The organism is Winogradskyella psychrotolerans RS-3 (genome assembly GCF_000427335.1).
Taxonomy (GTDB): domain Bacteria; phylum Bacteroidota; class Bacteroidia; order Flavobacteriales; family Flavobacteriaceae; genus Winogradskyella; species Winogradskyella psychrotolerans.
Window position 1 is genome coordinate 44,319 of sequence record NZ_ATMR01000180.1, and the last position, 13,674, is coordinate 57,992.

At 32.9% G+C, this 13,674-nt stretch carries 11 protein-coding genes and 1 pseudogene; all 12 read right to left on the minus strand.

Annotated elements, in window-relative coordinates; genetic code table 11:
- Window positions 1-55: 55 nt before the first annotated feature.
- Window positions 56-643, minus strand: coding sequence for a dephospho-CoA kinase (gene coaE / locus ADIWIN_RS16485; RefSeq protein ID WP_020895998.1), 588 nt, complete (start codon window positions 641-643; stop codon window positions 56-58).
- 2 nt (window positions 644-645) lie between these two features.
- Complete coding sequence (locus ADIWIN_RS16490) at window positions 646-1,608, minus strand: YbbR-like domain-containing protein (RefSeq protein WP_020895999.1); 963 nt, start codon at window positions 1,606-1,608, stop codon at window positions 646-648.
- A 3-nt stretch (window positions 1,609-1,611) separates the two neighbouring features.
- The gene (locus ADIWIN_RS16495) at window positions 1,612-2,616 is read right to left on the minus strand and encodes a glycosyltransferase family 2 protein (protein WP_020896000.1); all 1,005 of its coding nucleotides are present in this window, start codon (window positions 2,614-2,616) and stop codon (window positions 1,612-1,614) included.
- Window positions 2,617-2,776: 160 nt separating this feature from the next.
- A complete protein-coding gene (locus ADIWIN_RS16500) occupies window positions 2,777-5,440 on the minus strand; it encodes a T9SS type A sorting domain-containing protein (RefSeq protein WP_040757638.1) in 2,664 nt (887 codons plus the stop codon).
- A gap of 266 nt (window positions 5,441-5,706) precedes the next feature.
- Window positions 5,707-7,107 (minus strand): T9SS type A sorting domain-containing protein, encoded by a 1,401-nt coding sequence (locus tag ADIWIN_RS16505; RefSeq protein ID WP_020896002.1) that lies wholly within the window; start codon window positions 7,105-7,107, stop codon window positions 5,707-5,709.
- Window positions 7,108-7,341: 234 nt separating this feature from the next.
- Entirely contained in the window at window positions 7,342-8,160 is an 819-nt protein-coding gene (locus tag ADIWIN_RS16510) for an enoyl-ACP reductase FabI (protein WP_020896003.1), read from the minus strand.
- 79 nt (window positions 8,161-8,239) lie between these two features.
- Window positions 8,240-8,491, minus strand: a complete 252-nt coding sequence (locus ADIWIN_RS16515) for a hypothetical protein (protein WP_152487284.1) — start codon at window positions 8,489-8,491, stop codon at window positions 8,240-8,242.
- A 13-nt stretch (window positions 8,492-8,504) separates the two neighbouring features.
- Window positions 8,505-10,157: a DNA repair protein RecN gene (gene recN, locus ADIWIN_RS16520; protein ID WP_020896005.1), complete on the minus strand. Its 1,653-nt coding sequence runs from the start codon at window positions 10,155-10,157 to the stop codon at window positions 8,505-8,507.
- A gap of 135 nt (window positions 10,158-10,292) precedes the next feature.
- On the minus strand, window positions 10,293-11,147 hold the full coding sequence (gene porD, locus ADIWIN_RS16525; RefSeq protein WP_051155489.1) for a type IX secretion system protein PorD: 855 nt from the start codon (window positions 11,145-11,147) through the stop codon (window positions 10,293-10,295).
- Window positions 11,148-11,171: 24 nt separating this feature from the next.
- Window positions 11,172-12,382: pseudogene (gene coaBC / locus ADIWIN_RS16530) on the minus strand (bifunctional phosphopantothenoylcysteine decarboxylase/phosphopantothenate--cysteine ligase CoaBC).
- Window positions 12,383-12,396: 14 nt separating this feature from the next.
- The gene (locus ADIWIN_RS16535) at window positions 12,397-12,723 is read right to left on the minus strand and encodes a DNA-directed RNA polymerase subunit omega (RefSeq protein WP_020896009.1); all 327 of its coding nucleotides are present in this window, start codon (window positions 12,721-12,723) and stop codon (window positions 12,397-12,399) included.
- Window positions 12,724-12,734: 11 nt separating this feature from the next.
- Window positions 12,735-13,535 carry an outer membrane protein assembly factor BamD gene (locus ADIWIN_RS16540; RefSeq protein WP_020896010.1) on the minus strand — a complete coding sequence of 267 codons (801 nt, stop codon included), beginning with the start codon at window positions 13,533-13,535 and terminating at the stop codon, window positions 12,735-12,737.
- Window positions 13,536-13,674: the final 139 nt, after the last annotated feature.

Below are 13,674 nucleotides of genomic sequence, written 5' to 3' on the forward strand. Positions count from 1 at the left end.
TTAACATTTAGTATAAATTAGGTTTAACCTAACGTTAACAAATGAAAGTAAATAATTAGTGTTTTAATATTTTAAGTAGCATATTATGAATATCTCGCACTTGCTTCTTCGCTTTTTGAAGATCATCATTAACAATAACAAAGTCAGATTTTTCTATTTTATCTGCATCAGACCATTGATTTTTCATAATAGCCTTAACTTTTTCCTGTGATACATTATCACGTTTCATAACGCGTTGCATTCGTAGATCTTCATCTGCAACAACCGTTATAATATAATCGTATTGGTCTTGTAGATTGTTTTCGAAAATAATGGCGACTTCCTTTATAACGTATTCTGAATCTTGGCTATTAAGCCAGCGTTTAAAATGCGATGCTACTTTAGGATGCACAATAGCATTCATTTTAGAAAGCAACGTCTTATCATTAAATATTTTTGAAGCTAAATACGGTCTATTCAAGATGTCATCAACGTAAGCCTTTTCCCCAAATAAGCTTATTAACTTTCGCTTAATGACTTTTGAGCGGTTCATCAGCTTTTTTGCTTCGTCATCAGCAATGTACACAGGAATCCCGAATGATTTAAAATATTCTAAAATAGTGGATTTACCACTGCCAATTCCGCCTGTTAATCCTACTATCATAATTAGAGTTCAATAAAATCTATTTGTTTTTGTTTTATATTAACATGTTTTATAAAATTGGGTTTCTTAACCACTTTTGGTATTAGAAAAGTTTGATTTTCTTCTAATTCGGCATAATTACATTCAACTTTAAAGTCTAAAGCTTTTACGACATCATAATTTTCTAAATCTACATAATACGAAAGTGTAACAGCTTTAGGAAAGTAATTAATTGTAATATTTTCTGGCTGATTCGTTATTACAATAGGCACTTCTATTATGCCTTCAGTAAAACGCGTAACATTACCTGTTACCTCTAGTGTTTTTGGAAATACATCAATATGATCATACTCGGAAATATCTAACCTCACAATATGTTTAATATCACTCTTTATCTCATTTAGCACCAAAGCTTCTGTAGTTACAGAATCGATTTTGTCCACCTCTTCTAATGAGCCTACTACTTTTACACTATCTATATTAAAACTAAATTCCCCTTTTAAATCATAGCCTACAGCGTAATTAATAGCTTTCTTAAATCTTATAGGAACTGTCTTTGAAGCTCTTTTTGAGTAGGCAATTAATAGTGTATCTGGCATTATCGAAATAACCTCGTAAGCACTACCCAATTGACTCTCTATAAGATATTTATGCTTTAATACATCGAATACAAAATTTTGAGATTTTAAAGTCACCTCATTTTTTGCATCTACTTCTAATTCTTTAGAGTTATTAAACATAAAGGGCATTAATGAAAATCCTTTTGATTCTACATAAGCTTGAATATAGTTCGTAGAATCATTTTTTAAGAGTATCTCGTCATCAACATTAACCAAATTAACTTTTAATTTTATGGTTTGTTTGTAGTCATTAGACAATTTTGAAAAAATAAGAAACACGAAGGCCACCACGAAAAATAAAGTAAACCGCTTAAAGTTCTTCTTTTTTAAATGGTCTAGTATGTTTAAGTTCTTCTTCGTTTTCATTTATTATTTAAAAAATAGTTGTGGGAATGAGTCTTCAGGTTTCTTTTTTAATATAACCAAATTAAATGTCGATTTCAAAAAACCGAGGCCATATCCAAAAAACTGAATAATTATAGCTAACAACGCTTGAAAAGCAATACTTATACTTCTATTTGACGTTAAAGCCAATATAAAAGCTGTAGCAAAATATAATTCATAAAAATACAACAGAAGATGCATTTGAAAAATCGCCATTACAATTGAAACTATAAAACCTAAACTAAACAGTGTGGGAAACCAATAGACTATACTTTTAGAATTTGGATGCCATTGATTAAGAATAGGTCTTACCATACCAAATTTATGAACTTGCTTGTAAAACTTAGACCAAGAAATACGTCGTTTGTGATAAACTAATGCATTTTGAATCAGAGTGGTTTTAAAACCTAATTTACGTAATCGTAAGGATAAATCGGGATCTTCGCCAGGATGAATTTTACCAAATCCACCTGAAGCCAAAAAAGCCTTTTTAGACAAACCCATATTAAAACTTCGCGGTTGAAAGTCTTCTACATTTTGCTTCCCTCCTCTTATACCTCCTGTGGTAATAAAAGACGTCATGGCAAAATTTATAGCTTTTTGAAGATTAGAAAACGAACTATGAGCAGCATCCGGACCACCAAAACATTCATAATATGAGGTCTCTAAAAACGTTTTCACTTCTATTAAATAATTTGAAGGTAACAGTACATCTGAATCTAAAATGATAAAATAATTTCCTTTAGCCATCTCCATACCATAATTCCTAGAATCTCCTGGCCCTGAATTCTCCTTAAAATAATAAGAAATATCGAGCTGATGATTAAACAACTCTACAACAGGTTCTGATGTTTCGGTTGAGCCATCTTCTACGATTACTATTTCATAGGTATGCTGACCTTCAAAATTTAAAAAACTTTCTAGCAGTTCTTTAATTTCGTTGGGTCTGTTATAAACAGGAATAATAAATGAAAAATCAATGGCCTTCATAAGTCACAAAGGTAATTAAACCAAACACAATTTTTAACAGTTACGATAGCTTAAAATAAATTCAAAATTTAGAAATGAACCCAACTGCCTTTTATTGATTTTAGAGCAAAAAAAAGCCGCTAAAATTAGCGGCTTTTTAAGAATTATAAAGTTAATAAGCTTATTGCTTAATCACTCGTATAGTTTCAGTCACATTTGCTATAGTTACTTTAACAAAGTAAGTACCTGTTTGCAAGTTAGACATATCTAAATCACTATCAACAGCATTAGGTGTTACTCTTAATACTTCTTGACCTAGCATATTATACATTGCCACCTGCTCTATTGTATTTTGAGCATTTAAGGTTAATGTATTTTTAACTGGGTTTGGATAGTATGTGAAAGCAGCTTCGCTTTCGTAATTAATAGTACTTAATACTTGGTTAGTAGAGATATCTAAACAAAATGAACCTTGTCTAGTATCACTATAACCATCTACTTGTACATAATACGTTTCACCAACTGTTACTGCTAAATCTGTAATTAGAGAATTCCAAGAAGATCCATTTGATAAAATTGTAACTCCTTCATCTTGACTACAATCCATTTGCACTAAACTACCTGGCATACCTGAATAAACAGCTAATTCAGAATCTAGTAAAGTACCACCTGCAAAGTCTGTAGAAACATCAACGCTAGCAACACCTGCAGGAACTGTAAAAGTAAACCAAACATCATTATTTGCTGTTGCATCTTCAAAACAATCTCCTACTGTCTCTCCTGAATCAGTTGCAGACAAATTAGTTGCATTAGTATTTGTGCCATCGCAATACCCTTCATCAACTGTAATTGCTATTGCAGTAGCAATATCGTCATTTACAGGAGGGCATGCTAGTTGTGTTAATGCTTCACTTGATTGCTCACACGTTGCATCATTATCATCTGCAATTGTAATCACTACATCTGTAGCATTTGTATATGGACCAAATGTTAAAATTGTCGCCTCTGTTGCTGCTTGAGCATCATTCCCTTGGTCGTCAGTTACAGTAACAGCAGTAGCTGTTCCCATATCTGTAATATCTACTTCGATATTAAATCCACCACTAGTACCACAATCACTAACTACAGTATATGTAGCCGTTGCATTGGCACAAGTGTTTTCTGTAATATCTAAAGTGTAACCCACAGAATTTGGTGTTGCGAATGTAGAAATCACAATATAATATTTAGTTCCTCCAACAACATCTACACCTTCAATACCTCTATCAGCACTACCACTAGAACCTGCAAAACCTACACAAGCCGTTGCTTCATCCGTAGGACATCCATCTAATAAATGAATAGCAGACCACGTAGCTGTTAATTCTGTTAAATCTAAATTAATATTAGCATCTGCGCTTGGTGTATATGTATAAACAACGTCATTTCCACTTAAATAATTAGCATTACAAACACTATCACCATTCCCGAAAAAATTAGTATAATTAACAGTATCGTCTGTAGTGTTATATGGCAAAGTGTTTATAACAATTGGGTTTGCACAATCGTCACCAGGAACTGCTAAACGTGCTGTAACCGTTAACACACCCGATGGATTAGTTGTTGCATCCCATGCTCCTTCAAAACCTCCATACATATAAGGACCTGCGTTTAAAGTAAAACGACTAGCATAATAATAAGTTCCCTCGGTTAACCCAAGATCTTGCATAGCTACAGCAAATTGATCGTTGTTATTTCCAGCCTCTTCAGAGAAAAATGGTGCAATTTCCCAAGTCCAACCTGTACCAGATGGATCTGTATCTGTATCACTGTAACCAATCCACGCCTCAATACCTGCTGCTGCACCCGTAGTAGTGTCAGTTAAACCAGCTTCGTATACTTGTGCAAAAACCAATTGGTCAGCCGCTTCATTTTCAGCAAATGTTAATGCAGCAGGCCATTGTAAGTTGTAATAATCTAATGTCGTAGCTGCAGTTGGACAAAAATCTAAAACTGAGTCTAGCACAACATCGCAAGTATCTTCATTTTCATTTTCAAGCGTTAACACTACAGGTGTTCCAATAGGGAAAGGCCCTACAGTAACTTCACCTGTTGCTGTAACTGTTGTTGAAGCAACGCCTGCATCGTTAGTGATTTCAAGATTGGTAGAGTCTCCTAAATCAGTTACATCTACTAATATTGAGAATTGAGCGTTATCACAATCTTCAACTATTGAAGCAGTAGCTGCTGCTGGTGCACATAACGCACTTATTCCATTAAAAGTAACATTACCTCTAGACTGAAATCTAACTCCTGTTGGTGGAGCTAATGGGTCTGGATTATTTGCAGGAGTATCTGTTCTATAAACTAATGACAAATTAGCTGTAGGACCATCTGTTGCAGAAACACGATCAGATCCACCTCCATAATCTGCTTCATTTGCATCAAAAGCAATAATTAGATTATCTGTTCCATTATAGGTAAACGGAGTACTAAATGTAACTGTTAAAACATCTGCTGCTATTGTAACGGTTCCGTTAGTTAATACTTGTGTTAAAGTTGAAACATCTACCCAATCAGTTGTAGACTCGAATGAGGATTTAGTAGTATGTCCAATCCAAACATCTACCATTTCATCTGCAGATGACATATCGGCTCCTGTTATAAGCTGAAAATCCATCGATGTGATATCACCCGTAGAATTTATTTCCGAAGCCAAATAAATAGATTGACCATAAGAATAACCATAATAAGCTGTTACTGGAGGTGATTCAAAAGTCCCACCGTCGTTACCTGTACCTATGGTAACTTGAGAAAAAGAAAGCGATGTAAACAAAATCGCCATAATTAATGTAATTTTCTTCATATAAAATATATTTTAGTTAGTAATTCTTTAAAAATATGTTAATTATTCATATAAATCTGAGGTTTAACCTTCAAATCGTTTAAACGCAAAAAAACCCGTTTTAGCACTAAAACATCTATGTAAATTTAAACGTTTAACATTTGAATTTATTTATTCTTTATTTTCAACGCTATAAATACGGCATAACTTAGAGATTTAATAAAGTTTAAAACAAAAGGAAACCGCTAAAATTAGCGGCTTCCTGTATTTAATAAAGTGTTTAATGCTTATTGCTTAATCACTCTAATTGTTTCTGTAACGTTAGCTATAGTTACTTTAACAAAGTAAGCACCTGTTGCCAAGTTAGACATATCTAAATCACTATCAACAGCATTAGGATTAGTTCTTAATACTTCTTGACCTAACATATTATACATAGCAACCTGCTCTATTGTATTTTGAGCATTTAATGATAATGTGTTTTTAACTGGGTTTGGATAGTATGTGAATGCAGATTCACTTTCGTAATTTATTGTATTTAAGACTTGGTTTGTAGAAATATCTAAACAAAACGATCCCGTTTGCGTAGTATAACCCTCAACTTGTACATAATACGTCTCTCCAACAATCACTGCTAAATCCGTAATTAATGAATTGTAAGCAAATCCATTAGATAAAATAGTAGCACCATCATCTTGACTACAACCAATTTCTACTAAACTGCCAGGGGTACCAGAATAAACTGCCAATTCAGTATCTAATAAAGTTCCGCCTGTAAAATCAGTAGAAACATCTACAGTTGCAACATCTGCAGGAACGGTAAATGTAAACCAAACATCACTAAGCGCCTCTGTACCTTGAAAACAAGATCCAAATGCTTCAGCAGAACCTGATGCTTGAATATTATTTGCATTAGTATTTGTACCATCACAAAATCCTTCATCTACAGTAACTGCTATGGCTGCAGCAATGTCGTCATTGACAGGAAATACAAATGTGACAAATGTTTGTTCTGCACAATCAATTGATGCCCCTACACTGTTAAATGGTGTAATAGTTACATAATACGTAGTACCTTCTAATAACGCACCAATATTAGTCGTAGTAACATTACCTAATGTTTCAGAATAAACATCTGATAATCCAGAGGCAGTTCCTACAGCTACATCATAACCATCAATTAGGCCTGAAGCTTCTGACCATGAAATGTCACCTTCTAAAGTTACATTTTCAGTTGCAGATAACATAGCATCACACGATGGTGGACTAGATGCATCAAAGCTAACTAATAAATCTATATCAAAAAATATTACATCAAAATAACCGTCAAGATCATTCGAAGTAAGCGTTATAGTAGTAAAACCCGTAACATCTAAGCCGTTAAAGTCAGCATCACATCCAGCAGGAATCGTTGTTCCGTCTGAGGCACCACCTATAACTGCTAAATCAAAATCATACCAATCCCCACAATAAGTTGTACCACCTGTTGCACTATTATAGTGAACAGTAAATGTAGCTAATGAAATAGCTGTAATTGGGTCAGCACCATTAACAGTAATATCTGCGCTGTTAATTGTAAGGACAACCGCGTCATTATCTACTCCTGTAGTACCGAAATTTTGACTGATCTGAGAAAATCCTAGTAAGGATAGTCCAAAAAATAAAATTGAGAATGTAATTTTTTTCATAAAATAAATTTTAAGTTAGTTATTCTCTAAAAATATGTTAAATCTTTAGAATATAATTAGCTTTAACAACACAATCGTTGAAACACAAATATAAACGACAAAAAACACTGATTTATTCTTGTAAGTATTTTCAAACAATAGAATATGACGCCTAAATTAAATTTAAGGCAAAAAAAAGCTCTTACATTAAGGTAATGTAAAAGCTTAGATAAGTTAAAGTAAAGTGATTACGTGTTATTGCTTTTCTACAAAATTTTCTAGAACCACATCACTAACCCCCATATTACTAAATCCTCCATCATTATATAGATTTTGAAGTGTGACACGTTTGGTTAAATCACTAAATAATGTTATTGTATAATTGGCACAATCCATTGCCGTTGCGTTTCCTAATGGTGACATTTTTTCTGCATATGCAATGAAGCCATCAAATCCTTTAACACCTGTCCCAGCAGTTGTTGGTGTTGGTGATTGCGAAATAGTGTTGACTCTTACTTTTTTATCTCTACCAAAGAAATAGCCAAAACTACGCGCCACACTTTCTAAATAGGCTTTATTATCTGCCATATCATTATAATCTGGAAACACACGTTGCGCTGCCATATAGCTTAACGCCACAATACTTCCCCATTCATTCATGGCATCTGCTTTATAAAGTGTTTGCATTACTTTATGAAAAGACATAGCAGAAACATCGGTTCCTTTTTGTGTCCAAGCATAGTTTTGATCCGTATAATGTTTTCCTTTTCTTACATTTATAGACATACCGATAGAATGTAATACAAAATCTATTTTACCACCTAAAATTTCCATAGACTGTGCTACCAAGTTTTGTAAATCCTCTTCTGAAGTAGCGTCTGCAGGAACAATTTGTGAACCTGTCTTTTCTGCTAATTCATCTATTTGTCCCATACGTATGGAAACTGGTGCGTTGGTTAATACAAATGTTCCTCCTTCTTCATGAACGCGTATTGCTGTTTTCCAGGCAATAGAGTTTTCGTCTAATGCGCCAAATATGATTCCTCTCTTTCCTTTAAGTAAGTTGTATGACATGTTTACAATATATTTAGTTGATAGTTTGTTGAATTGTAAAGATTTCAAAGTTAATTAAACTTTAAACGTATTAATTGGTTCACATTTTTAGGTCGTCTATAATATGATCCCATTCATCTACCCAATTTCCGTCTTTGTATATAATCACCCCAAATTCTTGATGATAATATTTATATCCATTTTGTATGGTTTGATTGTCTGGAAAAATATAATCTGGAACACATTCGCCATTAATAATAACATGCTTTACATCGCATGGATCTTCATCATCTGCGCAACCTATAAACGCAAAACTTCCTATAAACAATAGGATCATAAAATAGTGTTTCATCTATTCAATTGAATCAGTTTAACAATTGTTTCGCATGTGCCATGGCAGAATCTGTAATTGTTAAACCACCTAGCATTTGTGCGACTTCAACTATGCGTTCGTCTTCGTTTAATTTTTTGAGTTGCGTATGCGTAATATCATCAATATCTGTTTTAAATACTTTGAAATGCGAATTGCCTTTCGCCGCAATTTGAGGTAAATGTGTAATAGAAAACACTTGCATGCTACTACTCATCTGCTTCATAATGTCTCCCATTTTATTTGAAATCTCACCTGAAACTCCGGTATCAATTTCATCAAACATTATAGATGGTAACTGAATATATTCTGCCAAAACAGATTTTATAGCTAACATAATACGCGATAACTCCCCACCAGATGCCGACTTTTTAAGCTCATTAAAGCTAGAACCTTTATTTGCCATAAATAAAAACTGCAAGCTATCCTTTCCGTTTTTTACAAACTGATCTGTTGGCTCTAATTCAACTTTAAACTTAGCATTTGGCATTCCTAAATCTGAAAGAATGGCTTCTAACTTAGATACAAAAACTGGAATTACTTTTTTTCTGTTTTTTGAAATCTTTAAAGCAATTTGATTTAATTTTTCGTTAGCTTTTAAAATCTCTTGTTCTTTATCTAGTATCGTTTGATCTAAACTTTCAGTGTCATCGATTTTAGATTGTAAATCTTTTTTGATTGTAATTAAGTCTTCGATTTCTGAAACGGAATGCTTTTGAAATAGATTGTTTACAATTTGAAGTTTACTATTAATACGTTCTAATTCTTGTGGATCTGTAGATAAATTATCTTCAAGATTATCAATTTCAATAAGTACATCATCTAATTCAATCCCTACACTAATGATACGTTCCTTTAAAGATTCGTAAGGTTTACCAAAAGTGGCTATTTTTGATAGTTCTTGTTTTGCAGAATTAATCTGATCAATTACGCCTAGTCCTTCGGCATCTAAAATGGCTTTAGCACTACTTAGCTTCTCACCAATGATTTCAACATTGTTAAGTTCTTCATATTGATTTTCTAAATCTTCGAGATTAATTTTCTCTAAATTAATTTCATTTAATTCATTGGATAAAAACAGATTATAATCGTACTCTTTTATCAATTCAGCTTTAGACAGTTTTAATACTGCTAATGCTTTTTGAAGTTTTTTGAATACACTCAAACCTTTAGAAAATTCTTCTAAATTCAATTTATTATCCGCTAAGGCATCTATAACTTTAAACTGATAATCGTCTTGTGTTAACTGTTGTGTTTGGTGTTGTGAATGAATATCAATTAAATAACTACTTAACGCAACTAAACTCTCTAAAGTTACAGGAGTATCATTGATAAATGCTCTAGACTTTCCAGATGCTAAAATTTCTCTTCTAATAATAGTGTGCACGTCATAATCTAAATCTAGGGATTTAAATAGTGCCTTTAGATCGTAATTGGCAATATCAAAGGCAGCTTCTATAATGCATTTTTCTTCTGCAGTTTTCACCTGACTCAGATCGGCACGTTTCCCTAAAACTAAGGATAAACCACCTAATAAGATAGACTTACCTGCACCTGTTTCTCCTGTAATAATAGTTAAACCATTATTAAAGGATACATTTAACTCATCGATGAGTGCGTAATTTTTTATGTAAAGTGATGTTAACAAGCGCTTAAATTTATTGGTATTACAAAATTAAGTTTTTAAGGCTAAGTAATATGAAATTATAGTGGAAATATGTTTGAGGTATTAAAGCACTTCGACTAGATGCAATAACTTAAAAGACAGTCTGTAAAACAAAGACTAATACTTAATATTCCTCCACTTTTGAGAATGCATTGGAGCAATTCTATTTAAGATATCCATTGCATCTGTAATATTAACACTTGGTCCACCTGAAAGAATGTCCATTATTTCATCTGCTTTAGCATCAAAGAATACACGCATTAAGAATGAATTTGGTCTTGCTCTATGCACTTTTTGTAAAGCATCTAAAACAGAAATTATTTGAGACTTTCCTTCTTTTGCGCCTTCACTCATAATATCTAAACCTTCAATATGATATTTATACATCGCTAATCTCATATTTTTAAAAGAAGGCGACATTAGATTATCTATTAAAGCAAAACGCGACTGTAAGCCGTCTTCTAATTTCCAACCCTGACCATTAAGTTGTTGTGAGTAGCTCGCTATAGTTTGCGCTTGACTGAAATACTCATTACCTCCATTAAGCTCAAACGTATCTGCGTCTATTCCTAAAATCATATAGACATGAAATGACAACACAGAAATTAAGTTAGACTCAAACTGACTCTCATTAAAAACTAAATTCTGAAATTCTAAATATTCAAAATTAAAATTTCTGTCATTATAATTATAAACAGGAGAACTGTACGTGGAATTAAAAATAGGTCTAGAAGACGATACCTGAATCGATGCTGAAAACAAATTATTGCTTTGTTCTGTGACGTTAATTACCATACTGCAATTAATACGCTCTTGTTGACCAAAAGTCTTTTTAGTCCATTTGGTATTATTTACAAATTCTGTAAGTTGGTTTCCTAAGGTTTTAAATAAAACGTCATTTTCAGCTCCCGTTTGCTGCGCTATCACAGATACTGTGCAGTTTAACTCTTGAGAAAACGTTACAGAGGTCACTAAAAAAGCAAATAAAAAAATAGGTTACGCATGAGTTTGTTTTAGTATAAGGTGCATTAAATCTTGAGCAACGTCTGCTTTTGATTTTAATTCATTTTCAATAATGTCGTTAGAAGACGTTATAAATGTAACTTTATTTGTTGACACTCCAAAACCTGCTCCTTTATCTTGTAATGAATTTAAAACAATAAGATCTAAATTCTTAGATATCAGTTTTCCTTTAGCGTGTTCCAATTCGTTATTAGTTTCCAATGCAAAACCAACTAAAAATTGATCTTTTTTAATCTCACCAAGGGATTTTAAAATGTCTTTAGTTTTTTCTAACTCAATAGTAAACGTGGTTTCTTTCTTTTTATTTTCTCATCAGCTACATTCTTTGGCCTATAATCTGCCACTGCAGCAGAAAGAATAGCAATATCTGAGGTATTGAAATGCTTATGCACCTCATTATACATGTCTTCTGCAGTTATTACAGGTTTAACCGTAACAAGATGATGTGTGATTTTTTGATGTGTTGGACCTGTTACCAGAACAACCTCAGCTCCTAAATTAGCGGCAGCCTTTGCTATTTCGAAGCCCATTTTTCCGCTAGAATGATTGCCAATAAAACGTACAGGATCTATAGCCTCATAAGTTGGACCAGCGGTAATTAATACACGTTTCCCTCTTAAAGGTAATTGATCTAAGATATCATTTTCAATATAAGCTACAATTTCTTCAGGTTCTGCCATACGACCTTCACCAACTAAACCGCTTGCGAGTTCACCCGTTCCGGCAGGAATAAGTTTATTTCCGTAAGATGTTAGTTTTTCAAAAGAAGCTTTCGTAGAATCGTGCTTATACATATCCAAATCCATTGCAGGTGCAAAATAAATTGAACATTTAGCAGAAAGATACGTTGCTAGAAGGATATTATCACAAACACCATTTGCCATTTTAGCCATCGTATTTGCTGTAGCAGGAGCAATCACAAAGAGATCTGCCCAAAGGCCTAAATCGACGTGGTTATTCCATATTTGGTTATCGTCTTCTTCATCTGTAAAAGAAGAATACACCGGATTTTTTGATAATGTAGAAAGCGTAAGTGGAGTTACAAACTCTTTAGAAGCAGGCGTCATAACGACTTTGACGTTAGCGCCTGCTTTAATGAATAATCTGACTAAACTGGCAGATTTATAAGCGGCAATACCAGCAGTAATGCCCAATAAAATATTCTTATCCTTTAGAATAGACATCTAAGGCTTTAGATTTATGGTTGAGGATCCTCAGTATTTCTGTGATAGATCTTATTATCTAACCACTCCTTTACTGCTAAAGCGTGTGGCTTTGGTAATTTTTCGTAAAACTTAGAAACTTCAATTTGTTCTTTGTTTTCAAAAATTTCTTCAAGACTATCATTATATGTAGCAAACTCTTCTAGTTTGTCTATTAACTCACGTCTGATGTCAGTATTAATCTGCTCTGCACGTCTAGAAATTACAGAAATTGCTTCATAGATATTATCTGTTGCAGCATCTATTTCGTTTCTGTTGTAAGTAATTGTACTTACTGGTGCATCTGTCTTTTTTAAATCCATCGTTATAATGTTTAACTTTTAGTCGTAAACGTATTTAATTGTTCTTGTAATTCTTCATTCATTAAAGTAGCCGCTTCCATATATTCTGATTCTGGATATGACTTCTGTAATACTTTATAATAACCTATAGCCTCTTTTACACGCTGCTCTTTTAAATATTCAATACTTAAAATAGCCAAGTTATATGCCGAATCAAATCTGTAATAAACAGCTTCACTTCTTAAAGAAGCACCAGGAAACTCAAGTAAAAAGTTATTAAACGATTTAATTGAAGCCTTGTATTCTCTAATTATATTGTATTGCTTTGCAATTTCGAAAGCTTTTTTCTCTAGTTTAAAATCTAGCTCTTTAACTAATTCATTAGCGTCAGCTAAATATTGTGAATTAGGATACTCATTAATGAAAATTTGTAATTTTTCTATAGCTTCAACCGTTTCCTTCTGTTCTTTAGAATACGCAGGAGAATTAAAATAATACCCTTTGGCAGCTAAAAACGAAGCTTGTTCTGCTTTTTCACTTTGAGGATAAATATCTGTAAATTTATCAAAGTGATAACTTGCTTCGTAATACGTTCCTAATTGATAAGAACACATCGCATGCATAAAGGTTAATTTTTCGGCCTGTGGTTTTCCTCTATATTGTTGAAGTATTTGATCTAACAATCTATAAGATTTATTCCACTTTTCAGCGTCATAAAGTTCTGTAGCCAATTCAAATTTCGCAGCAGTATCTTCAGATTTTAGTGTTTTCTGAAAGTCACTACAAGAAATAAATAGAATACTGATAAGTAGTATGTAAAGTCCTCTTTTCATTTGGTCACTTTAATTGCTTTGCATCTGTAAAATAGAATGTGCTATTAAATAACAAGCTAATTCCCTAAATTTTAAACAGAATGCAAAAGTAAGCATTATTAACGGATTTAAAAAACAATTATTGTCCGCTAAATTAAGC

Bases quoted from the DNA above. Each gene is read 5' to 3' on its own strand.
- ADIWIN_RS16540 (WP_020896010.1), bottom strand. From the start codon at position 13,535: ATGAAAAGAGGACTTTACATACTACTTATCAGTATTCTATTTATTTCT.
- ADIWIN_RS16500 (WP_040757638.1), bottom strand. From the start codon at position 5,440: ATGAAGAAAATTACATTAATTATGGCGATTTTGTTTACATCGCTTTCT.
- coaE (WP_020895998.1), bottom strand. From the start codon at position 643: ATGATAGTAGGATTAACAGGCGGAATTGGCAGTGGTAAATCCACTATT.
- ADIWIN_RS16510 (WP_020896003.1), bottom strand. From the start codon at position 8,160: ATGTCATACAACTTACTTAAAGGAAAGAGAGGAATCATATTTGGCGCA.
- ADIWIN_RS16495 (WP_020896000.1), bottom strand. From the start codon at position 2,616: ATGAAGGCCATTGATTTTTCATTTATTATTCCTGTTTATAACAGACCC.
- ADIWIN_RS16535 (WP_020896009.1), bottom strand. From the start codon at position 12,723: ATGGATTTAAAAAAGACAGATGCACCAGTAAGTACAATTACTTACAAC.
- ADIWIN_RS16505 (WP_020896002.1), bottom strand. From the start codon at position 7,107: ATGAAAAAAATTACATTCTCAATTTTATTTTTTGGACTATCCTTACTA.
- ADIWIN_RS16490 (WP_020895999.1), bottom strand. From the start codon at position 1,608: ATGAAAACGAAGAAGAACTTAAACATACTAGACCATTTAAAAAAGAAG.
- ADIWIN_RS16515 (WP_152487284.1), bottom strand. From the start codon at position 8,491: ATGAAACACTATTTTATGATCCTATTGTTTATAGGAAGTTTTGCGTTT.